The organism is Xanthomonas bonasiae (assembly GCF_017163705.1).
Lineage (GTDB): Bacteria > Pseudomonadota > Gammaproteobacteria > Xanthomonadales > Xanthomonadaceae > Xanthomonas_A > Xanthomonas_A bonasiae.
Window position 1 is genome coordinate 12,519 of record NZ_JAFIWB010000022.1, and the last position, 22,596, is coordinate 35,114.

At 70.1% G+C, this 22,596-nt stretch carries 18 protein-coding genes and 1 pseudogene; 6 read left to right on the forward strand and 13 right to left on the reverse strand.

What is annotated here, in order from left to right; all coding sequences use genetic code 11:
- Positions 1–8: 8 nt before the first annotated feature.
- From ruvA to aspS, 7 genes are all read right to left on the reverse strand, one after another.
- Positions 9–593 (reverse strand): Holliday junction branch migration protein RuvA, encoded by a 585-nt coding sequence (ruvA, locus tag JR064_RS16680; protein WP_179566538.1) that lies wholly within the window; start codon positions 591–593, stop codon positions 9–11.
- Positions 594–717: 124 nt separating this feature from the next.
- The gene (gene ruvC, locus JR064_RS16685) at positions 718–1,230 is read right to left on the reverse strand and encodes a crossover junction endodeoxyribonuclease RuvC (protein WP_179567957.1); all 513 of its coding nucleotides are present in this window, start codon (positions 1,228–1,230) and stop codon (positions 718–720) included.
- A 181-nt stretch (positions 1,231–1,411) separates the two neighbouring features.
- The gene (locus JR064_RS16690) at positions 1,412–2,143 is read right to left on the reverse strand and encodes a YebC/PmpR family DNA-binding transcriptional regulator (protein ID WP_191824335.1); all 732 of its coding nucleotides are present in this window, start codon (positions 2,141–2,143) and stop codon (positions 1,412–1,414) included.
- An 81-nt stretch (positions 2,144–2,224) separates the two neighbouring features.
- The gene (locus tag JR064_RS16695) at positions 2,225–2,911 is read right to left on the reverse strand and encodes an alpha/beta fold hydrolase (protein WP_206230485.1); all 687 of its coding nucleotides are present in this window, start codon (positions 2,909–2,911) and stop codon (positions 2,225–2,227) included.
- The gene (locus JR064_RS16700; protein ID WP_206230486.1) at positions 2,883–3,194 is read right to left on the reverse strand and encodes an I78 family peptidase inhibitor; all 312 of its coding nucleotides are present in this window, start codon (positions 3,192–3,194) and stop codon (positions 2,883–2,885) included. The genes JR064_RS16695 and JR064_RS16700 overlap by 29 nt, the downstream gene beginning before the upstream one ends.
- Before the next feature lie 94 nt (positions 3,195–3,288).
- Positions 3,289–3,813 (reverse strand): GNAT family N-acetyltransferase, encoded by a 525-nt coding sequence (locus JR064_RS16705; protein WP_206230487.1) that lies wholly within the window; start codon positions 3,811–3,813, stop codon positions 3,289–3,291.
- A 3-nt stretch (positions 3,814–3,816) separates the two neighbouring features.
- On the reverse strand, positions 3,817–5,574 hold the full coding sequence (gene aspS / locus JR064_RS16710) for an aspartate--tRNA ligase (protein ID WP_206230488.1): 1,758 nt from the start codon (positions 5,572–5,574) through the stop codon (positions 3,817–3,819).
- Positions 5,575–5,732: 158 nt separating this feature from the next.
- On the opposite strand from aspS, the gene JR064_RS16715 reads away from it, so the two are divergent.
- Positions 5,733–6,701, forward strand: a complete 969-nt coding sequence (locus JR064_RS16715) for a DUF3011 domain-containing protein (RefSeq protein WP_206230489.1) — start codon at positions 5,733–5,735, stop codon at positions 6,699–6,701.
- Positions 6,702–6,791: 90 nt separating this feature from the next.
- On the opposite strand, the gene JR064_RS16720 is transcribed toward JR064_RS16715, so the two are convergent.
- Together JR064_RS16720 and JR064_RS16725 are read right to left on the reverse strand one after the other, a co-directional pair.
- Positions 6,792–7,127, reverse strand: coding sequence for an FmdB family zinc ribbon protein (locus JR064_RS16720; protein ID WP_206230490.1), 336 nt, complete (start codon positions 7,125–7,127; stop codon positions 6,792–6,794).
- A gap of 143 nt (positions 7,128–7,270) precedes the next feature.
- Positions 7,271–8,521 carry a cation:proton antiporter gene (locus JR064_RS16725; RefSeq protein ID WP_206230491.1) on the reverse strand — a complete coding sequence of 417 codons (1,251 nt, stop codon included), beginning with the start codon at positions 8,519–8,521 and terminating at the stop codon, positions 7,271–7,273.
- A 331-nt stretch (positions 8,522–8,852) separates the two neighbouring features.
- Between JR064_RS16725 and JR064_RS16730 the strand changes: the two genes are divergently transcribed.
- Both JR064_RS16730 and JR064_RS16735 read left to right on the forward strand, forming a co-directional pair.
- On the forward strand, positions 8,853–11,237 hold the full coding sequence (locus JR064_RS16730) for a TonB-dependent receptor domain-containing protein (RefSeq protein ID WP_206230492.1): 2,385 nt from the start codon (positions 8,853–8,855) through the stop codon (positions 11,235–11,237).
- 85 nt (positions 11,238–11,322) lie between these two features.
- Positions 11,323–13,482 carry a phosphocholine-specific phospholipase C gene (locus JR064_RS16735; protein WP_206230493.1) on the forward strand — a complete coding sequence of 720 codons (2,160 nt, stop codon included), beginning with the start codon at positions 11,323–11,325 and terminating at the stop codon, positions 13,480–13,482.
- A 74-nt stretch (positions 13,483–13,556) separates the two neighbouring features.
- Here the strand turns inward: JR064_RS16735 and JR064_RS16740 are convergent, their stop codons facing one another.
- Entirely contained in the window at positions 13,557–14,531 is a 975-nt protein-coding gene (locus JR064_RS16740; protein ID WP_206230494.1) for an alpha/beta hydrolase, read from the reverse strand.
- A gap of 227 nt (positions 14,532–14,758) precedes the next feature.
- Positions 14,759–15,535 (reverse strand): annotated as a pseudogene (gene bla, locus JR064_RS16745) (class A beta-lactamase); the annotation flags it as partial.
- Positions 15,536–15,747: 212 nt separating this feature from the next.
- Here bla and ampR point away from each other — a divergent pair.
- Both ampR and JR064_RS16755 read left to right on the forward strand, forming a co-directional pair.
- Positions 15,748–16,611, forward strand: coding sequence for a LysR family transcriptional regulator AmpR (ampR, locus tag JR064_RS16750; protein WP_191824346.1), 864 nt, complete (start codon positions 15,748–15,750; stop codon positions 16,609–16,611).
- Between the two features lie 233 nt (positions 16,612–16,844).
- On the forward strand, positions 16,845–17,135 hold the full coding sequence (locus JR064_RS16755) for a hypothetical protein (RefSeq protein WP_179566562.1): 291 nt from the start codon (positions 16,845–16,847) through the stop codon (positions 17,133–17,135).
- A 156-nt stretch (positions 17,136–17,291) separates the two neighbouring features.
- On the opposite strand, the gene JR064_RS16760 is transcribed toward JR064_RS16755, so the two are convergent.
- Together JR064_RS16760 and JR064_RS16765 are read right to left on the reverse strand one after the other, a co-directional pair.
- Positions 17,292–17,801 carry a YcxB family protein gene (locus tag JR064_RS16760; protein WP_206230496.1) on the reverse strand — a complete coding sequence of 170 codons (510 nt, stop codon included), beginning with the start codon at positions 17,799–17,801 and terminating at the stop codon, positions 17,292–17,294.
- A gap of 120 nt (positions 17,802–17,921) precedes the next feature.
- Entirely contained in the window at positions 17,922–19,778 is a 1,857-nt protein-coding gene (locus JR064_RS16765) for an ATP-binding cassette domain-containing protein (protein ID WP_206230497.1), read from the reverse strand.
- A 282-nt stretch (positions 19,779–20,060) separates the two neighbouring features.
- Here JR064_RS16765 and JR064_RS16770 point away from each other — a divergent pair, with 282 nt between their 5' ends.
- Positions 20,061–22,451, forward strand: coding sequence for a TonB-dependent receptor plug domain-containing protein (locus JR064_RS16770; protein WP_206230498.1), 2,391 nt, complete (start codon positions 20,061–20,063; stop codon positions 22,449–22,451).
- Positions 22,452–22,596 lie beyond the last annotated feature (145 nt).

Consider the following 22,596-nt stretch of genomic DNA (forward strand, 5'->3'; position numbering starts at 1 on the left):
GCGCGCGGTCAGCGCAACGCGGCCTGCAGGGCCTTGCGGATGACGCTGGCGACCTCGTCGCCGTCGGCGGCGGCGTCGCGCGCCATCTTCGCCGCCTCGGCCGGCTTGTAGCCTAGCTGCTGCAGCGCCACCGTGGCCTCGGACACCGCATCGGTACCGAGCTGGCCGGTGACCGGCGCGCCGCCGCTGAAGTCCGCGGCACGGTCGCGCAGCTCCACCACCATGCGCTCGGCGGTCTTCTTGCCGATACCGGGGATGCGGGTCAGCGCGGTGACGTCGGCGCTGGTGACCATGCGCGCGAACTCGTCCACGCTGACCCCGGACAGCACCGCCAGCGCGATCTTGGCGCCGATCCCGGTGACCCGCTGCACGTCGCGGAACAGCCGCCGCTCGCCTTCGCGCAGGAAGCCGTACAGCGACACGCTGTCCTCCTTCTGCGCGTAGTGGGTGAACAGGATCACGTCGCGACCGACGTCGGGCAGGTCGTAGAAGGTGCTCATCGGCGCCTCCAGCTCGTAGCCGACCCCGCCCACGTCGATCACCAGCCACGGCGGCTGCTTGTAGGCGAGGATGCCGCGCAGACGGCCGATCACTTGGCGCCTCGTGCGAGGCGCCGGGATTGGGGATTGGGGATTGGGGATTGGGTACAGCCGCGCGCAGGCGCAGGCACCTCGCTCTTGCGAATCCCCAATCCCCAATCCCGAATCCCGGCTCCACTCATTTCCTGCTCCAAGCCTGTTGCGTACTGACGCCCAGGCGCTGGGCGGTGGCGCGCACGTGGGCATGGGTGATGGCCACCGCCAGCGCGTCGGCGGCGTCGGCCTGCAGTTTTCCGGTCAGGCTCAGCATCAGACCGACCATATGTTGCACCTGCTGCTTCTCGGCCGCACCTTTGCCGACGATGGCCAGCTTGATCTCCTTGGCCGCGTATTCGTGCACCGGCAGGTCGCGCAAGACCACCGCGCAGATCGCCGCGCCGCGCGCGTGGCCGAGCTTCAGCGCCGCGTCGGCGCTCTTGCCCATGAACACCCGCTCGATCGCCACTTCCTGCGGCTGGTACTCCTCGATCAGCGCGCCCAGCCCGTGCAGCAGGCGCTTCAGCCGCTGCGAGAAGTCGCCCTCGCCGAGCAGCAGCAGCGGCGCATGGTGGACATGGATGGTGCGGCCGCTGCCGTCGACGTCGATGATGCCCACGCCGGTGCGCTGCGAGCCCGGGTCGATGCCGAGGATGCGGACCTTGGCGGGACTCGGGACCCGGGACGCGGGACTCGAAGGGCTGGCTACGCGACTGGTTCGAACGGGTACGACCCCGGGCGACGGCGATGCATTGGGCCCCGTCGACGCGCTGTTCCGAGTCCCGAGTCCCGAGTCCCGAGTCCCGGCACCGTCCCGAGTCCCGGCCGTCGCCATATCAGCCGCCACTCAACGCGGACTGGTCGGCATTGGAATAGACCGCCTGCACATCGTCCAGGTCTTCCAGCATGTCCAGCAGCTTGCGCACCTGCAGCGCGGTATCGCCTTCCACCGCGATGTCGTTGTCGGCGCGGAAGCTGATCTCGGCATGGTCGGCGGTCAGGCCTGCCGCCTGCATCGCGTCCTTGACCGCGTGGAACGCGTCCGCCGAGGTCAGCACGTCGATCGCGCCGTCCTCCGGATAGACCACGATGTCGTCGGCGCCGGCCTCAATCGCCGCCTCGGTGATCTTTTCCTCGTCGGCACCGGCAGCGAAGCTGAGCACGCCCAGGCGCTTGAACATGAACGCCACCGAGCCTTCGGTACCCAGGTTGCCGCCGCACTTGCTGAAGGCGTGGCGCACGTCGGCCACGGTGCGCACGCGGTTGTCGGTCAGGCAGTCGACGATCACCGCGACCCCGCCCGGCGCGTAGCCCTCGTAGCGGATCTCCTCGTACTCCACCCCTTCCAGCTCGCCGGTGGCTTTCTTGATCGCGCGCTCGATCACGTCCTTGGACATGTTCGAGGCCAGGCCCTTGTCCATCGCCACGCGCAGGCGCGGGTTGTTGGACGGGTCGCCGCCGCCGGCGCGCGCAGCGACGCCGATCTCGCGGATGATCTTGGTGAAAATCTTGCCGCGCTTCGCATCGGATGCGTTCTTGCGGGCTTCGATCGAGGGGCCTCTACCCATGGGGCGTTCCGGACATCAGTAAGGACAAGCGGCGGATTTTACTCGATTGCGCCGCCGCGCCCGCATCCGCGGCACAACCGCTCAGGCGGCGAAGCGGCCATGCCGCAGGAACGCCGCGGCCTGGCGCGCGGCCACTGGCGAGAACAGCAGGCCGCTGTGGCTGGCGCGCACCAGGCAATGGTCGCGCAGGCCAGGCACGCGGGTCTCGGCCAGGGCCACGGTGCCATCCGAGTCCGGCCCCAGCGCGGCGATGCGATTGCCCACTCCCAACGCGACGCTGCCGGCCACCATGCCGACCGCAGCGGAGCCGTCCCACTGCCCAAGACCCTGCTGCAACAGGGCTGCGCTGCGCCCGAGGGCGACGCCGAGGCCGCGTCGCAGCAGCGTCTGCGCCACCGCGCTGCCGGCCAGCGGGGCGCCCAGGCACACCACCCGGGTCACCGGCAGCTGCGGCGCCTGGCGCAAGGCCTGCAGCGCGATCAGCCCGCCCAGGCTGTGCCCGACCAGCGCCACCGGCCCCTGCTGCGCCAGGCGCTGGATTCGCTGTCGCAACCGCGGCAGCGCCGCCTCGGCGCCGCCGAACGCGGTCGAATAGCCGAAGGTGGCGACGCGGAAGCCCTCGCGGCGCAGCCGCCAGGCCAGCGGCCCGAGCCAGACACGGCCGTTCCAGATCCCGTGCAGCAACAGGACCTGCGGCAAGGGGTCGACCACGCCGCTCGCGGCAACCGTGCGCGCGACCTCAGCCACAGGTGATGCGGACGATGGCATTGGACGCATCCACGAACACGTTGACCCGGTCCGGGCGCAGGTCGCGGGTCGTCGCCTGGCCGGGGGCGATCGGCCGCAGCTGGCCAGCGCCGCTCTCCCGGCGGACCCGCGCCATGGTCGCCTCGGTTGCGGCCTGGCCGATCGCCCACGCCACCGGCTCGGCCTGGCAGCGGCCATCGCCCTGGGCCGCCGGCCCGCTACCGGCCGTTTGCAGCGAGGCCGAGGGCGCACACGCGGCCAGCAGCGGCAGCAAGGCGGCGGCGCATTTCAGTGGTCGCGACATGGCGATCTCCTGTCAGGGACGGAGGAGCAGCCAGTCTACTGTGTCCCGTCACCGGCCCTTCCCGCTCGGCCGTTCACTCGGGATGCCGCGTGGACTACGCCGCCTGCGCCACGCGGCGCAGAATGAACTCCAAATCGCGGGTCTGCCCGACCGGGAATTCGTAGGTGCCGACCTTCTCGAAGCCGTAGCGCGCGTAGAAGCGCTGCGCGCCGAAGTTCTCCGACCACACGCCGATCCACAGCGTGCGCGGGCCTTGGCGTTCCAGCCAGGCCAGCGCGGTTTCGAACAGGCGGCTGCCCCAGCCGCTGTTCTGGTGCGAGCGCAGCAGGTACAGCCGCTTCAGTTCGCCGTCGCCAGTCTGCACCTCGGCGTGCGGCAGGCCGCACGGGCCGGCCGCGGCATGGCCCACCGCCACGCCGTCGTCCTCCAGCAGCCAGATCGCGTACTCCGGATGTTGCAGGATCGTGCGCTGCCGCGCCGCGGTGTAGTGCTCGTCGAGAAACCCGTGCAGGTCTTCCGGCGAGTACAGGTGACCGAAGGTCTCCGTGAAGGTGGCCGCGGCCAGCGCCGCCAGCGTGGCGGCGTCGTCCTCGGTGGCCTGGCGGATCGCCAATGCCATCGCTCAGCCCTGCACCGGCTTGGCGCGCACCTGCACGTGCACTTCGGCCAGCTGCGCGTCGGCGATCGGCGACGGCGCGTCGGTCATCAGGTCCTGCGCGCCGGTGGTCTTGGGAAACGGGATCACGTCGCGGATCGACTCGGTGCCGGCCATCAGCGCGGCGATGCGGTCGATGCCGAAGGCGATGCCGCCGTGCGGCGGCGCGCCGTAGTTCAGCGCGTCGAGCAGGAAACCGAACTTGGCGCGCGCTTCCTCGGCGCCGATGCCGAGCAGTTCGAACACCGCGCTCTGCATCTCCGGGCGATGGATGCGGATCGAGCCGCCGCCGATTTCGTTGCCGTTGAGCACCATGTCGTAGCCGCGCGACACCGCGGTCCTGGCATGCGTGCGCAGGTCGGCGATGTCGTCCACCGCCGGCGCGGTGAAGGGGTGATGCAGGGCGACGTAGCGCTGCGCTTCCTCGTCCCATTCGAACATCGGGAAGTCGGTGACCCACAGCGGCGCCCAGCCCTCGGCGACCAGGCGGAAGTCCTTGCCTGCCTTCAGCCGCAGCGCGCCCATGAAGTCGGAGACCTTGTTGTAGCCGCCGGCGCCGAAGAACACGATGTCGCCGTTGCCGGCGCCGACGTGCTTGACCAATGCGGCGAAGGCCTCTTCGGAGAAGAACTTGGCGATCGGCGAGCTGATTTCGCCGGTCTCCGACAACTTGATGTAGGCCAGGCCCTTGGCGCCGTACTTGGCGGCATGCGCGGCGTAGTCGTCGATCTGCTTGCGCGACAGCGTGGCGCCGCCGGGTATGCGCAGCGCGGCGACGCGACCGTCGGCATCGGCGGCGGCCGCGGTGAACACCGGGAATTCGCTGGACTTGACCAGTTCGGCCACGTCGACCAGTTCCAGGCCGATGCGCAGGTCCGGCTTGTCCGAGCCGAAACGGCGCATCGCCTCGGCCCAGGTCATGCGCGGGAATTCGGCGGCCAGTTCCACGTCCACCACTTCCTTGAAGATGTGGCGGATCATCTGCTCCACCGCATCCTGCACGTCGCGCTCGCGCACGAACGCGAACTCCATGTCCAGCTGGGTGAACTCGAGCTGGCGGTCGGCGCGCAGCGCCTCGTCGCGGAAGCAGCGCGCGATCTGGTAGTAGCGGTCGAAGCCGGCCACCATCAGGATCTGCTTGAACAGCTGCGGCGACTGCGGCAGCGCGTAGAACTCGCCCGGATGCATGCGCGCCGGCACCAGGAAGTCGCGCGCGCCTTCCGGGGTGGCCTTGGTCAGGATCGGGGTTTCGATGTCCTGGAAGCCGCGCTCGTCCAGGTAACGGCGCAGCCCCTGCACCAGCTTGATGCGGGTGCGCTGCATGCGCTGCATCTCCGGGCGGCGCAGATCCAGGTAGCGGTACTTCAGGCGGGTTTCCTCGCCCGGGTTCTCGTGCGCATGGAACGGCAGCGGCGCGGCCTTGTTGAGGATGGTGATGCGGGTGGCGATCACCTCGACCTTGCCGCTGCGCAGCTTGTCGTTGACCGCATGCCGCGCGCGCACCGCGCCTTCCACCTGCAGCACGTCCTCGTAGCCCAGCGAGGCGGCGACCGCGAACACCTCCGCGTTCTCCGGCTCCACCGTCACCTGGACGATGCCCTCGTGGTCGCGCAGATCGATGAAGCAGACCCCGCCGAGATTGCGGGCGACATCGGTCCAGCCGGCCAGGGTGACGGTTTGGCCGATGAGGGTCTCGTCGACCAGGCCGCAGAAGTGGGTACGCATCGCAAACTCCAAGGTGGGGCCGCCGGCGCAGAACGCGCCGGCAAGCCGGATATTCTGCGGCGCGGCGCCGGCCCGGGCAAATCCCGCCGCAACTCACCTGGCCTTAAGTTTCCGTGAGGCTATAGTCCGCCCACAGTCACGGGCGTCGGAGGGGACCCATGTTGAAGCAGCTGAGCGGTTGGTTGTTGGTGGTCGGTCTGGCCCTGGCCAGCGGGCCGGTGGCCGCGCAAAGCGCGCGCGCCTATGCGCCGGAGGACCTGCGGCAGCTGTCGGTGCCGAGCCGGGTACGGGTGATCGAGCGCGAATACGCCGACCAGAGCCGCGGCCGGCAGATCCCCGACGACCAGCTGGAGTTCTACCTGGACCAGATCGACCGCGGCTGGGGCTTCGGCCGCATCCAGCAGGACATCTCCACCTCGCTGCGCGGCAGCAGCGGCCAGTGGCGGCCGCAGCCTGGCTTCAATGCCCAGACCATTGCCTGCTCCAGCAACGACCGCAAGCGCCGCCAGTGCGCGACGCCGTTCCGCGGCCGCGCGCGGCTGGTCGGCGCGCTGTCGGATTCGCCGTGCATCGAGGGCCAGACCTGGGGGTCGGGCCCTGGCGTGGTGTGGGTGGACCGCGGCTGCCGCGGCCGCTTCGCCGAAGGTCGCGGTGGCTGGGGCGACGGCGGCGGCCCCGGGCCGGGTCCCGGCCCAGGTCCCGGCCCGGGCGGCACCATCCGCTGCGAGAGCCAGGACCAGCGCCAGCGCGTCTGCACCACCGGCTGGCGCAATGCGGTGCTGGTCCGGCAGCTGTCCGACACCCGCTGCATCGAGGGCCGCAGCTGGGGTCAACGCGACGGCGCGGTGTGGGTGGACGATGGCTGCCGCGGCGAGTTCGCCGAAGGCCGGGGCGGCGGCGGTGGCGGCTGGGGTCCGGGCCGCCCGCCGTCCGGCGGCGATTACTCGGTGACCTGCAGCAGCGACGACAAGCGCCTGCGCAGCTGCGCCTGGGACCGCCGCCAGGGCCGCCCGGCGGTGATCCAGCAGCTGTCCGGCACCACCTGCGTCGAAGGCCGCAACTGGGGCTACGAGGGCAATGCGGTGTGGGTCAAGGAAGGCTGCCGGGCACGCTTCGGCGCCCGCTGAAGCCTTCCAGGCAGGAACGCGAACGGCCCGGAGGCGACTCCGGGCCGTTCGCATTTTCGAGACGCCCCGCCCCGCTCCGGGACGCCGCGCTCAGGTCGCGGCGGGCTTGGCGGCAGGCGCCGGCGTGGCCGCGGGGGTTGCGGCAGGTTTGGCCGCGCTGTCGGTGGACGCGGCGGCCGGCTTGGCCTCGCCGGTACTGCCGCTGCCGCTGCCGGACTCGGCCAGGTTGCGCTTCTTGTCGCCATCCTTCTTGAAGTCGGTCTCGTACCAGCCGCTACCGGACAGGCGGAACGACGGTGCGGTCAGCTGGCGCTTGACCGCGGGCGCGCCGCACGACGGACAGGCGTCCGGATCGGGATCGGACAGTTTCTGCAGGCGGTCGAAGCTGTGACCGCACTCGGCACATTGGAAGGCATAGATCGGCATGGCGGCAAAAACGCGAAAGGAACAGAGGCAGCCAGTATGGGGCCCGGGCGCCGGCTTTCAAGCGATACCGGCGCGTGGCGCCCTGACCTGGATTTCCCAGCGGGCCGCAGCGTCGCTGCACAGGTCCGGGAACCGCGGGCCGCTCAAACGGCCGCCTGTGGCAGCGCCGGCCGCGGCGGGTCGACCGGCAGCGGTGCCGGATCTTGCGCAGCAGGCGCCTCGAGCAGGCCCTGGGCCGGTGCCGCCGGCAACGGCGCGGCCTCGATCGGGTCCACGTCGAACGGCATGCGGAACAGCAGCGACGGCAGCAACGTGCTCAGCGCCGCGTACAGCAACAGCGCACCGAACAGCGCATCGGCGATGGCGAAGCGCTCGCGCAGGATCGCGGCCAGCACCAGGGTGAAGATCAGGGTCGGCGCCAGCGCCAGCGACACCCGCAGGCTGCTGCGCGCATCCTCGCCGAACAGCAGCCGCCGCTGCAGCCAGACGATGCCGATGCGCAGCGGCAGCACGCACACGGTCAGCGCCAGGCCCAGCCCCAGCGCCTGCAGGCTCAGCGCCCCGCTCGGCACCTTGGTGCCGGCGTTGAAGAAGTAGAACGGCACGAAGAACGAAGCGAACAGCCGCACCGCGTGCAGGTTCTCGTCGGAGGCCAGCAGCGGCATGCGCTGGCGCAGCAGGCGCGCGACCAGCCCGGCGATGAACGCGCCGACCAGGTAATACACGCCCAGCGAATAGGTGATGTAGGCGGCGATCAGCCCGACCATCACCAGCAGCGAGAACTCCGACCCGGGCGCCTGCGGCGCCACCCAGCGTCCCAGCGCCACGAACAGCAGCGGCAGGCCGACCAGCATCGCCAGCAACGCCAGGCTGGACAGGCCCATCCGCCAGGGATCGCCGGCCTGCAGGATCACGAACAACGCCGCCAGCGCCAGCAATTCGCCGGCGATGGCCTTGCTGGTGACCCAGAAGCGCTCTTCCTCGCTGAGCCCGAGCCGGCCCAGCGAATCGATGATGAAGCCGGTGGACGGGGTCAGCAGCGCCAGTGCCAGCAACCCGGCCGCCTGCCACGGCAGCGCGGCGTAGCGCCAGGCCAGCCAGCCGACTCCGAACAAGGTGCCGCCGCGCACCAGCAGGTGCAGCAGCAGCGGCCACAACCCTCGGCGCAGCGCCTTCAGGTCCACCTCCAGGCCGGCGAACAGGAACAGCGAGGAGATGCCGAGCGTGGCCAGCAGCGCGATCACCGCATCGTGCGCCCGCTCGCCCATCGCCAGCATCGCGACGATGCCGAACAGCAGGCAGGTCAGCGGCGCCGGCAGCTTGAAGCGCTGCAGCGCGCGCGGGATCACCAGCAGGGCGAAGATCAGCAGCAGGTAGATCAGTTCGTGGCTCATCGGGCAGCGTGTCCATCGTGGGGGGCCACCGGCGGCGACGGCGGCGGCGCCAATGATGCCGCGTGGCGTGCACGGGTGTCGTCACGCCGCACCGGCGCCTGCAGCGGTTGCCTGTTCCCTATCCGGATGCAGGCGGGCGGCCTGACACGCGAGGCACCGGCTCCAGCGCGGCCGTGGCGAGACGTGTCGGCCTGCCTCGCCGCTGGCACGCACCCTGCGCATGCCGTGTCGCGGATGCGCGCGCACGGCGGCACGTAACGCAAACAGGCAGTCACACACACGCAACCATGTGTCGACACCATCGCAGCCCCCACACAAGCATTCACCCTTGATGAATTTTCCGAAAAGTTTCCGTACGCCGCGGCGCACGACACTCGCCCTGCTGCTGTCGGCGATGGTCGCCCACGCCCAGGCGGCCAGCGACGCCGGCGCTCCTGCCGCCGATGCCGACGCGCAGGTCTCCACCCTGGACCAGGTACAGGTCGTCGGCCAGGCCACCACCTACGCCAAGACCAGCGTCAGCAAGGAGATGCTGGACCGCCAGTTCGCGATGGGCAGCGTCAACGACGTGCTCAACGAACTGCCCGGGGTGATCGTGACCGAGGCCGATGCGTTCGGCTCCTCCGACTGGGGCACGCAGATCAGCATGCGCGGCTTCGTCAGCAACCGCGATACGCAGCAGATCGGCACCACCATCGACGGCCTGCCCAACGGCGGCTCGGCCTACGGCGGCGGCTCCAAGGCCAACCGCTTCATCGACACGCTCGACCTGGAGACGGTCGAAGTCAGCCAGGGCACCGCCGACATCGCCTCGCGCTCCAACGAAGCGCTGGGCGGCACGCTCAACTACCTGACCAGCGAACCGCTCGACGCGCAGCGCGTGCGTATGGCCGTGGGCATCGGCGACAACGAGGCGCGCAAGTACTACGCGCGCTACGACACCGGCCTGATCGGCACCAGCAAGGCCTGGATCAGCGCCTCGCACAGCAGCAACACCGACTGGATCGACGGCAGCGGCCACACCACCCGCGATCATCTCGCCGGCAAGTTCGACAGCGACCTGGGCGCGTGGAAGCTCAGCGGCTACCTGTCCTACGACGATGCCGACGAATCCGAGTACAGCAGCGTCACCCCCGAGCAGTTCGCGCGCGATCCCGAGCACGACCTGCTGACCGGCACCCTCACCGGCATTCCCTATCTGGACCAGAACTACCGTTCCGGCTCGCGCGCGCTGCGCAAGAACACCTTCGGCTACCTGCGCGGCGCGTTCGACGGCGGCAACGGCTTCAAGGCCACGCTCGCCGGCTACGCGCATCGCATGGAAGGCCGTGGCGACTGGATCCCGCCGTACCTGGTGGACGTGACCGACGACGGCAGCGGCAAGCCCGAATCCGAATACACCGGCGGACACACCGTGTACGGCGGCAGCGATCTGGGCAAGATCTACTTCGTCACCCCCACCGGCGCGGCGGCGACGATGCTGGCCGGCTGCAGCGGCAGCGCGACGGTGCCGGGCGAGTCCGATCCGGCCTGCTACCCGGCCGGCTCGCAGGCGGTGCAGTCCTACCGCCACAGCCACTACGACAACGACCGCGCCGGCTTCACCGCCGATGCCGAATGGCGCGCCGACCTGGGCGCGATCGACAACACCGTGCGCGCCGGCGTGTGGCTGGAAAAATACCAGCGCAGCGTCACCCGCGACTGGCACCGCCTGCTCGACGTCGGCACCAACATCGCCTTCGACCACGTGCCGTACTGGGTGCAGTTCAAGGACGACTACGACACCGACGAGCGCATGTACTACGTGGAAGACGTGATGCGCTACGGCAATTTCGCCTGGCGCGTGGGCGTCAAGCAGTTCTTCGTCGACCAGACCCGCGACCGCCGCATCGGCGACAGCGAACACGTCGAGTCGGACTCGCATTCCGATCCGCTGTTCTCCGCCGGCCTGACCTGGACCACGCCGGTGAAGGGCCTGGAAGCCTTCGCCGGCTATTCGCAGAACTTCGCCGCGATTCCGTCCGGCGTGCTCGGCGAAACCGACCCGGTGGCGCTGAGCCGGGTCAAGCCGGAGACCGCCGACAACATCGAGCTGGGCCTGCGCATGAGCCGCTGGCCGCTGACCGGCAGCGTCACCGTGTACGACATCCGCTTCGACAACCGCATCGTCTACGTGCCGGCCAACTTCGTCAGCGGCATCGATTATCTCGGCGAAACCGACGGCGTCTACGAGAACTTCGGCGGCGTGCATGCGCGCGGCGTGGAAGCGGCGCTGGGCTATGGCTGGGACAACGGCTGGCGGGTCAACGGCGCCTACACCTTCAACAAGGCGACCTACCTGGGCAGCGGCGACGCCGCACGCGACACCGCACTGGAGATCACCCCCGGCTCGCAGGTGATCGGGCAGCCGCGCAACACCCTGGTGGCCTCGGCCGACTGGCAGGGCCAGGCGTGGTCGTTCGGCATCTCCGGGCGCTACCTCGGCAAGCGCTACCTGGATGCGTCCAACAGCAACAGCCTGGACGGCGTCACCACCTTCGGCGCGCACCTGGGCCTGAGCCTGTCGCAGCTGTCGGCGCAGCTGCAGGGCGTGAAGCTTGACCTCAACGTCAGCAACCTCACCGACAAGCGCTACCTGGAAGGCGTGGACGGCAGCGACAGCGCGTTCATCGCCGCACCGCGCACGGTCGGCCTGACCCTGACGCTGGATCTGTAATCGCGCAGCCCGCATGCTGCGTCCTCGCCGGCGGCCTGGCGCCGCCGGCGAGCCCTTTTCGTCCCGTCCTGCCGGTGCCCGCGCCATGACCGATCTTCCCCGCCGCCGCCTGCTCCAGGCCGGCGTCGCCGGCGCCGCCGCCGCGCTGTTGCCGCCCAGCATCGCCCGCGCCGCCGCGATCGCCCCGGACGTGCGCAGCGGCACCCTGCAGGACCTGCAGCACGTGGTGATCCTGATGCAGGAGAACCGCGCCTTCGACCATTACTTCGGCAGCTTCGCCGGCGCGCGCGGCTTCGGCGACCGCTTCCCGATCCCGGCGCCGCCATTGCCCGGCATCGCCCCGCGCACCGTCTGGCTGCAACCCAGCGAAGACGGCAGCCGGCTGCTGACGCCGTTCCCGCTGCATACCGCGCGCGACTTCCGCGGCATGCGCGTGCAGGGCACCCCGCACACCTGGCCCAATGCGCAGCAGGCCTGGGACCACGGCCGCATGGGCCGCTGGGCCGCGGCCAAGCACGACCACGCATTGGCCCACTACGAACGCGACGACCTGCCGTTCCAGTTCGCGCTGGCCGAGGCCTTCACCCTGTGCGACGCCTACCACTGCGCGATCCAGGCCGGCACCAATCCCAACCGCGTGTTCCTGTGGACCGGGCAGAACGATCCGCAGGCGCGCGCCGGCGGGCCGGTGATCGCCAACTCGCACGACAACTTCCCCGAACTGGGCGGACATGCCGACGACTACCGCTGGCCCAGCTACGTGGAAGCGTTGCAGCAGGCCGGCGTGTCCTGGCAGATCTACCAGGACATGGCCGACAACTTCACCGACAACCCGCTGGCCGGCTTCGCCCCGTTCCGTGCCGCCTGGCGCGGCGCACCCGGGCACGATCCGCAGCTGCGCGAACGCGGGGTCGGCACGCGCACGCTGGCGCAGCTGCGCGAGGACGTGCTCGGCGCGCGGCTGCCGGCGGTGAGTTTCATCATCGCCGACGCCGCCGGCAGCGAGCATCCCGATCCGTCCAGCCCCGCGCAGGGCGCGGCCTACACCGCGCGCGTGCTGGATGCGCTGACCGCCGATCCGCAGGTGTGGTCGCGCACCGCGCTGCTGCTGATGTTCGACGAGAACGACGGCTTCTTCGACCACGTGCCGCCGCCGGCGCCGCCCTCGCCCGATCCGGCGGCGGCCGGCGGCTGGGCCGGCGCGTCCACGGTGAGCACCGACGGCGAATACCACCTGCAGCCGGCGCCGGGCGACGAAAAGGCCGACCTGCCCGAACTGCGCGGCCGGCCCTACGGGCTGGGCCCGCGGGTGCCGATGTACGTGATCTCGCCGTGGAGCCGCGGCGGCTGGATCGATTCGCAGGTCTACGACCACACCTCGGTGCTGCGCCTGCTGGAACGCCGCTTCGGCGTCGCCGCCAGCGGGCTGACGCCGTGGCGCCGCGCGGTCTGCGGCGACCTGGTCGATGCCTTCGACTTCCGCCAGGCCGATACGCGCCCGTTCTTCGCCACGCTGCCCGACGTCAGCGCCGCCGCCGCGCGCGCGGCCGCCTTGCACGAACATGCGCTGCCGCCGCTGCCGGACACCGTGCAGGCGCCGCAGCAGCCGTTCGGCGTGCGCCGCTCGCGCGCGTTGCCGTATCGCCCGACGGTACAGTTGCAACACGTGAGCGCACGCGGCGAAGTGCTGCTGCGGATGGGCAATGCCGGCGCAGCCGCGGTGCTGCAGGTCTACGACCGCTACGACCTGGCCGCGATTCCGCGGCGCTACACGCTCGGCGCAGGCGCCACGCTGGACGCCACCTGGACCACCTACGACGGCCGCTACGACCTGTGGCTGCTCGGCCCCAACGGCTTCCACCGCCATTACCGCGGCGACCTCGACGCCGCGCCGCTGCACGCCGAGATCGCCCAGGACGCGCACGATCCGCGGGCGCTATGCCTGCTGCTGCGCAATCCCGGCAGCAGCGAGCTGCGCGTGGAACTGCAGCCCGGCGCCTATGCGCAGGCGCAACCCCGCGACAGCGTGCTGCTGGCGCCCGGCACCGAACAACGGCGCAGTTGGAGCGCGGCGGCCAGTGGCGGCTGGTACGACCTGTGGGTGGTCCAGGACGGCGCGCGCCAGCGCCTGGCCGGGCGCGTGGAAACCGGCAAACCCGGCGTCAGCGATCCGGCGATGGGCGGGCCGGCGCGGTTTTATCAGGAGGACCCGGTCGTGATCGGCGCGCTCGGCCCGATCGGCTGAGCGCCAGGTTTTTTTAGCGCGATGACCGCACGCGGACCCGCGCAGCGGCCGCACGCCGGCAAGCGCGGAAACGCTCAGCGCGCGCCGGCCGCATCCAGCACCCCAATGCTCCCCAACCAGGTTTCCACCAGGTGCGGCCACTGCGCGACCGGCAGCTTGTCCGCACGCAGGCCGAAGGCATGGCCACCTTGCGCGTACAGGTGCATTTCCGTCGGCACGCCGGCCTCTTTCAGCGCGACGTAGTAAGCCAGCGACTGCGACACTCCATCCACCTCATCGTTCTCGGCCTGCAGCAGGAAGGTCGGCGGCGTATCCGCGCTGACGGTGATGTCAGGGCGCAGATCCAGGCGGGTCGGATCGCGCGTGGCGTCGTCCTCGTCCTCGTGCGCCCACAGGTGGCCCGGATAGACGGCGATGGCGAAGTCCGGGCGGCAACTCTGCGCGTCGGCGGCATCCGCTGCCGGATACGTGCGCCTGGCGAAATGCGTGCTGGTCGCGGCCACCAGATGCCCGCCCGCGGAAAACCCCATTACCCCGACCTTGTGCGGATCGATCCCCCACTCCGCCGCATGCAGGCGCACCAGTCCCAGCGTGCGCTGCGCGTCCTGCAGCGCGGTCTGCACCTTCGGATAGTAGCGGCCACCGTTGACCCAGGTCGGCCCCGAATTGGGGACGCGGTACTTCAGCAACACGCAGGTGATGCCCCGCGACGTCAGCCAATCGCAGATCTCCGTGCCTTCCAGATCCATGGCCAGGACCTGATAGCCACCGCCGGGAAACACCACCACCGCCGCACCGCTGTTGCGGCCCGTGGGCGCATATACCGTCATCGTCGGCTGGCTGACATCGTTGGCCCTGGCCCACCACGTGTGGCCTTCGCCGGGACCGACCGATTCCGGTTTCGGGTGCGGCAACGCATTGGGAACCTTGCCAGGCCAGATCGGCACCTGCACATGGCCCGGCGCTGGTTGCCAGATCTCCGCCTGCGCCGGTGCATGGGCGAGCACAAGCGCGATCGCGGCAAACGAAAAACGGAGAAGCCTGTGCATGGTCGAACTCCTGGGTGGCGAGGCGGGAAACGGAGGAGATGCGCGAAAACCCGCCGAGTTTCGGCTTCAGCCCTGAGGCCGGCGGCAATCCCAGGACACGATGCGCCGCGCCTGCGCGCGTCGCGGGCGAAGAACAGCGCAGAACGGGATCGGTGCGCGCGCGCACGCAGCGACACGACCGCATGGCGCGCGCGGCCCCTGCGGCCTCAACGCGCACGGCACGACACTCAGTCGGCGAGCGTCTCGCGGACCGCGACCGCCACCGCCTTCAGCGCCGCGTCGCGCGCATCGCTGTCGACCTTGGCACCGTTGAGGTAGGCGGTCAGCAGCAACGGCGCCCGCCCGCCCGGCGGCCATACGATGGCGATGTCGTTGCGGGTGTCGGTGCCGTTGCTGCCGGTCTTGTCGCCGATCTTCCAGCCGCGCGGCAGGCCGGCGCGCAGGCAATCGTCGCCGGTGCGGTTGTCGAGCATCCAATCGGTCAGGCGCTTGCGCGAGGCCGGTTGCAATGCATCGCCGAGCAACAGCGTGCGCATGGTCGTGGCCGTCGCCGCCGGCGTGGTGGTATCGCGTGGATCGCCCACGGCGAACTGGTTCATCTCCGGCTCGTGGCGGTCGCTGCGGGTCACCGGATCGCCGAGCCCGCGCAGGAAGCGGGTCAGCCCCGGCGGGTCGCCGACCAGCGGGAACAGCAGATTGGCCGCCGGGTTGTCGCTGTAGATCATCGTCGCCCGGCACAGCTCGGCCACGCTGAGCGTGCCGCCGACATGGCGCTCGGTCACCGGCGCATGCGACACCATGTCCGCGGCGCGGATGTCCAGCCGCTGCTCCAGGCTCAGTTCGCCGCGATCGACCCGCTGCAGCACCGCGGCCGCCAATACAAATTTGAAGGTGCTGCACATCGGGAAGCGTTCGTCCAGGCGCTGCCCGCCCAACATCCTGCCGCTACCGTCGAGCAGCGCCACGCCCAACCGCCCGGCCGTGCGGCGCTCGATCTCGGCGAGCCGCTGCGCCAGCGTCCGCGCCTTGCCCGGCGGCACTTTCGCATCCACCGTCGCCACCGCCAGCGCTGCCGCCGCCAGCCCCATGCCCTGCAGGAATCGTCGCCTCGCCAGCATCGTCCACCTCCGTCGGAAGACCCGATCATGCGCAGCTTGACCGCGGCCCACCAGCGAGGTTATTCAATCGCAATCATGAAAATAACTAATGGCGCACGATGATCCGCCCGCAGCTGCCATTGAACGCCCTGCGCGCCTTCGAAGCCGCCGCACGGCACCAGAACCTGACCCGCGCGGCCGCCGAGCTGTGCGTGACCCAGGCCGCGCTCAGCCACCAGATCAAGCAACTGGAAGCGCGCCTGGGCGTGGTCCTGTTCCAGCGATTGCCGCGCGGCGTGGCCCTGACCGACGAAGGCCAGCGCCTGCATCCGGTGCTGACCGAGGCCTTCGACCGCATCGCCGCCACCCTGCAGCGCTTCGCCGGCGGCCGCTACCGCGAGACGCTGAGCATCGGCGTGGTCGGCACCTTCGCGGTGGGCTGGCTGCTGCCGCGGCTGGACGCCTTCCACGCCGCGCATGCGGACATCGAACTGCGCGTGCACACCCACAACAACCGGGTCGATCTGGCCGGCGAAGGCCTGGACCTGGCGATCCGCTTCGGCGACGGCGACTGGCAGGGCCAGTCCGCCACGCCGATCCTGGACGCGCCGTTCGCGCCGGTGTGCGCGCCGGTGCTGGCGCGGTCGCTGCGCGTGCCGGCCGACCTGGGCGGCGTGCCGCTGCTGCGCTCCTACCGGCTGGACGAATGGGCGCGCTGGCTGCAGGCGGCCGGCGCGCCGGAAGTGGTCGCCAGCGGGCCGATCTGCGACTCGTCGCTGACCCTGGCCAGCGCCGCGGCGGCGGGCGCCGGCGTGGCCTTGCTGCCGCTGCGCCTGTTCGCCCAGGACCTGGACGCCGGGCGCCTGCTCGCGCCGTTCCCGACCCGCATCGACGCCGGCCGCTACTGGCTCACTCGGCTGCGCTCGCGCGCGGAAAACGACGCCAGCCGCCGCCTGCGCGAATGGCTGCTGGCCGAGCGATGACAGACGGCGCGCGGCGCATCGGCTAGTCGCTGTCGACGCCGGCCCGCATGATCGAGCCGGACACGCCACAGCCCCACCAGCGCACTCCGACAGCAGCGCGACCGGGCACCACAGGCCAGGTGAAGAATTTGTGCACTGCCGCTTGGCGGCCGCCCGAATGCCGAACTATGATCATGGTCGCAGTTGCAATGTGCGCCAGGGGAAGGCGATCACGTTCCTGGGGGGAACACGCAATGAACCGTTTCGTCATGGCCGCTCGTCCGGCTCTGGTTTCTCGCGACATCGTCCTGGCCGCCGCGCTGGCCTGCCTGTGCGTATTGCACCTGGCCTATTTCCTGCGCAGCGGCGCGAGCGAATGGCACTGGGCGCTGAGTGCGGCCGGGCTGGCCTTGATGGGGATCAAGGCCGGCTTGCGGCCGACGCCGACGGCACGCCCGTCGCTGCGCGGCCTGCGCTCGCGTACGCCGCTGGACTGGGCCGCCATCGCCGGCGGCCTGCTGGTCGTGGCCAGCGCCGCCGCCTGAGCGCGTCCGCAGCACGCCGGCACGGTGCCGGCAAGCGCGCAGCGGGCGCTTGGCGTTTTGGCCAGACGCTCTGACCATGCCGCCGGCGGTCGTCATGCATCTGCCGCCATGCGGCATCGCCGTTCGTGTCCGCCTCAGGCGCATGCCTCACGGTCGCTATACCGCGCGCGGAGCGCCGGTTCCCACCCGCGATGCCAGCTTCCGGAACGCCTCGCGCTGGGCGGCATCGACGAACCAGGAGGTGGGCACCATGTCGAACAACATGTCGTTGTGATACAGCAGCAGCACCTGCGGATTCTCGCGATAGCGGATGAAATCGGCCCAGGGACGGCGCGCGTGCCCGCCCGACCAGGTAACCTCAAGACCGTTCTCGTCCCAGGCATAGGTGATGGCATGCCGCAGCGCCGCCTGTTGCGCATGCAGGCGCCGCAGCTTGCGCGGCAGTTTCCACCCGTACAGCAAGGCCAGGCCGATCAGGCCACCGCCACCGATGCCGCCCAGCAGGCCGCCTACGATGCAGACAGCATCGCTGGTGCCGACCATCACGAGCGGCACTCCAACCAACAACAGCGTCGCCGACAGCACCAGCGCACGCCGTAGCGGGCGCCGTTGGTGCAGGCGTTGCGCGGCAAGATAGTCGTCCAGGCTGATGACGCCACTGATCATGCTCGGCTGGCCTCGTTCGCTTGTGTCGTTTGCACAAGCGTATCGGCGTGCGCATGAACGGGCATGCGCACGCGGCACCACAACGGACTGCGCCAGCGATCGCGCCGCAAGCGCAACGGGCTATGCGCCTTCGATCAATTCCATCCACGCCTGCTCGGCCTGCGCCAGTTGCTGCGCGGTGGCTTCGCGATCGCGGCCCAGCACCGCCATCTTCTCCGCGTCGGCGTAGTGCTTGGGATCGGCCAGCTGGCGGTCGAGCTCGGCCAGCGCCGCTTCCAGCTCGCCGACGCGCTTTTCGGCGGCGGCCAGCTTGTGCGGGTTCGGCGGCTTCTTCGCCGGCAGCGGCTTGACCGGCGGCGGCGGGGTCGGCGCGACCTCGGCCATCTTCTGCTTGGTGCCCTGCGCGGCCGGACGGCTACGCAGCCACGCCGCGTATTCGTCCAGGTCGCCGGCGAACGGCTCGACCACGCCGTCGGCCACGCGCCAGAACGTGTCGCAGACCAGGCCGATCAGGTGGCGGTCGTGCGAGACCATCACGATCGCGCCCTCGAAATCGCTCAAGGCCTCGGCCAGCGCCTCGCGCATCTCCAGGTCCAGGTGGTTGGTCGGCTCGTCGAGCAGCAGCACGTTCGGCTGCTGCCAGGCGATCAGCGCCAGCGCCAGGCGCGCGCGCTCGCCGCCGGAGAAGCCGTCCACCACTTCGAACGCGCGGTCGCCCGGGAAATTCCACTTGCCGAGGAAGTCGCGGAACGCCTGGATCGACGCGTCCGGCGAGATCTCGCGGAAATGGTCGATCGGCGACTGCCCTTCGTGCAGCGACTCCACCGTGTGCTGGGCGAAGTAGCCGATGCGCAGGTCCGGATGCGCGCTGCGTTCGCCGCTGAGCAGCGGGATCTCGCCGACCAGGCTCTTGACCAGGGTCGACTTGCCGGCGCCGTTGGGGCCGAGCAGGCCGATGCGGTCGCCCGCTTCCAGGCCGAACCCGGCCTGGCGCAGGATCACCTCGCTGCCGTAGCCGCAGTCGGCATGGTTGAGCCGGATCAGCGAATGCGGCAGGCGGTTGGGCTGCGCGAACTCGATGCGGAACTCGCGCTCGGCGCGCACCGCCTCGGTGCCGGCCATCTTCGCCAGCCGCTTCATCCGGCTCTGCGCCTGGCTGGCCTTGCTGGCCTGCGCCTTGAAGCGGTCGATGAAGCTCTGCAGGTGGGCGCGCTCGGCCTGTTCCTTTTCGTGCGCGATCTGCTGCTGGCGCAGCTGCTCGGTGCGCTGGCGCTCGAAATCGGTGTAGCCGCCGACATACAGCTTGGCGCCGCCGCCGTGCAGATGCAGGGTGTGGGTGGCGACGTTGTCGAGGAATTCGCGGTCGTGGCTGATCAGCAGCAGCGTGCCCGGGTACTTCAGCAGCCACTGTTCCAGCCACAGCACCGCGTCCATGTCCAGATGGTTGGTCGGCTCGTCGAGCAGCAGCAGGTCCGAGGGCATCATCAGCGCCCGCGCCAGGTTCAGCCGCACCCGCCAGCCGCCGGAGAAATCCTTGACCGGGCGCGAATGCGTCGCCGCCGGGAAGCCCAGGCCGTGCAGCAGCTTGCCGGCGCGCGCGGTGCCGTCGTAGCCGCCGACCTCTTCCAGGCGCACGTGCGCCGCGGCGACCGCCTCCCAATCCTCCGCGGCCAGCGCGGCGGCCTCGGCCTGCAGCGCCGCGGCCACCTCGGTGTCGCCGCCGAGCACGAAGTCCAGCGCCGGATCCGGCAGCGACGGGGTTTCCTGGGCGACGCTGGCGGTGCGCAGCTTGCCGGGCAGTTCCACATCGCCCTTGTCCGCCTCCAGCTCGCCGCGGATCGCCGCGAACAGGCTGGACTTGCCGGTCCCGTTGCGCCCGACCACACCGACGCGGTAGCCGGCATGCAGGGTCAGATCGACGTTGGACAACAGCAGCCGCTCGCCGCGGCGCATGGCGAAGTTTCTAAGGGAAATCACGGGAAGGGGGGCACTCGACGTTCGAGGCGGCAGTGTATCCGCTTCGTCCCGGATGGCCCACCCCGGATCCGGGCCGCGGCCGGCCATCGGCCCCCGCCGCGCGGGCCTCGGACCGGACCCGTCCGCCACCCGGCAACTGGATCCAATACCGTTTTTGTATACGCGGCCAGATGAAAAAAATATTTCAATCGGGGCGATTCATCGCTGCACTGCAGCATGCCGCGCCTGCCCTCAGGGCACTCAGACCCACGCCATTCCCCCAGCCACTGGAGTCTCCGTACGATGAAGCACCGCCCGCTCCCCCTGGCCAGCGCCATCCTGCTCGCCCTCGCCTCCGGCACCAGCTTCGCCCAGCAAGACCAGGCCCCCAATACCCTGGACAACATCATCGTCACCGGCACCCGCATCGCCGACCGCACGGTGGCCGAGTCGCAATCGCCGATCGACATCATCGGCCCCGAATCGCTGCAGGCGACCGGCGCCAGCGACCTGGGCAGCGCCCTGGGCAAGCTGCTGCCGTCGCTGAACTTCCCGCGCCCGGCGATCAACGACGGCAACGATGCGCTGCGCCCGGCGACCCTGCGCGGCCTGTCCCCGGACGCGGTGCTGGTGCTGGTGGACGGCAAGCGCTACCACACCACCTCGCTGGTCAACTACAACCCGTCGGTCGGCCGCGGCTCGGCGCCAGCCGATCTCAATTCGATCCCGATGTCGGCAATCGCGCGCATCGAGGTGCTGCGCGACGGCGCCTCCGCGCAGTACGGCTCCGATGCGATCGCCGGGGTGATCAACATCGTGCTCAAGCACGGCGCCAAACCCGGCAGCAACAGCGTCTCGGTCAACGGCGGCATCATGGACAAGGGCGACGGCGCGCAGAACGGCGTGGACGGCTCGTACGGGCTGGCCTTCGGCGGCGCGAACGACGGCGAAGCGCCCGGCTGGGTGCGGCTGTCCTGGAACTACCAGAACGCGATGAACACCAACCGCGCCGAGAACGCCGACAAGGCCACCACCCTGGCCGGCGCCGACAATCCCAGCGGCATTCCGTACCAGCGTTACGGCGACCCCGCGGTCAAGACCTACCAGGGCCTGCTCAGCTTCGGCTATGCGCTGACCCCGCGCATCGACCTGTACGGCTACGCCAACTTCAGCCGCCGCGAGGTGGTGTCCAACGGCTACTACCGCGCCTGGGACAACAGCGACCGCAACGTGCAAGCGATCTACCCCAACGGCTTCCTGCCGCAGATCTACAACCCGTCCAACGACCGCGCCGCGGTGCTGGGCCTCAAGGGCAGCACCGACAGCGACTGGACCTGGGACGTCTCCGCCGACTACGGCGAGAACGACGTGACCTTCAACCTGCTCAACACCATCAACACCAATCTGTACTGGACCACCGGCGCGTCGCCCACCCGCTTCAATGCCGGCGGCTTTCGCAACCGGCAGGGCGTGCTCAATGCGGACTTCAGCAAGTCCTTCGACTGGGGCCTGGCCTATCCGGTCAACCTCGCCTTCGGCGCCGAATACCGGCAGGACAAGTACGCGGTCAACGCCGGCTCGCCGGATTCGTACTTCTTCGATCCGACCACGATCAATCCGGACACCGGCAGCGCCTATCCGGGCGGCTCGCAGGTGTTCCCGGGCCTGTCGCCGGCGGTGGCCGGCGACTTCGAGCGGCACAGCAAGGCGGTCTATGCCGACCTGGAGGCCGACCTGACCGAGAAACTCTCCGGCGGCCTGGCCGCGCGCTACGAGGACTACAGCGATGCCGGCTCCACCCGCTCCGGCAAGCTGTCGGCGCGCTACCAGCTCAGCGACGCCTTCGCCCTGCGCGGCACCGTCTCCAATGGCTTCCGCGCGCCCTCGCTGGCGCAGCAGAACTACGCCTCGGTGGTGACCCTGCTGCAGAACGGGCAACTGACCCAGATCGGCACCTACCGCACCTCCGACCCGGTGGCCATCGCGCTCGGCGCCAAACCGCTGACCCCGGAAAAATCCAGCAACTACAGCGTCGGCGCGGTGTGGCAGGCCGGCACCGACTTCAGCTCCACCCTGGACCTGTACCAGATCCGCATCTGGGACCAGATCCTGTATTCGGACCAGCTGTCGCTGGATGTGCCGATTGGGCAGGTCACCGCGGTGCAGTTCTTCGTCAACGGCGCGACCACCCGTACCCGCGGCGTCGACTGGGTGAGCAACTATCTGCTCGATCTGGACCAGGCCGGCAGGCTCAACCTGAGCCTCAGCGCCAACTACAACAAGACCGAGATCCTGGAGGTCTCCGATCCCAACTTCCGGCGCGCCAGCCAGGGCCTGCTGACCGACGCCACCCCGCGCACCAAGTACGTTCTCAGCGCCGACTGGACCCGCGCCGGCTGGAGCGTGCGTGGCGACGCCACCCGCTACGGCGCGGTCACCCGCCGCGGCGACAACGCCGACGGCAGCCAGGATCAGACCTTCGCCGCGCGCTGGCTGTTGAACGTGTCCACCAGCTACACCTGGCGCGACCTCACCTTCAGCGTGGGCGCGGACAACCTCACCAACCAGTACCCGACCCGGTCGGCACCGAACAACATCTACGAGGACCGCCCCAGCGGCCTGCAGTACTCGTCGCTGTCTCCGTTAGGCTTCAACGGCCGCTACTGGTTCGGCCGGGTGAGCTACCGCTTCTAGGGCAACCTCCAGGCCAGCCTTACTGCCACACCCGGCACAGGCCGCTCCGCCGCAGGGCGCGGGCGGCCTGCGCCATTGGGGCGAGCCGCCATTTCACTTAGAACCGAAAGGCATAAGAACATGCTGCGGCATGCTGCACTGCCGC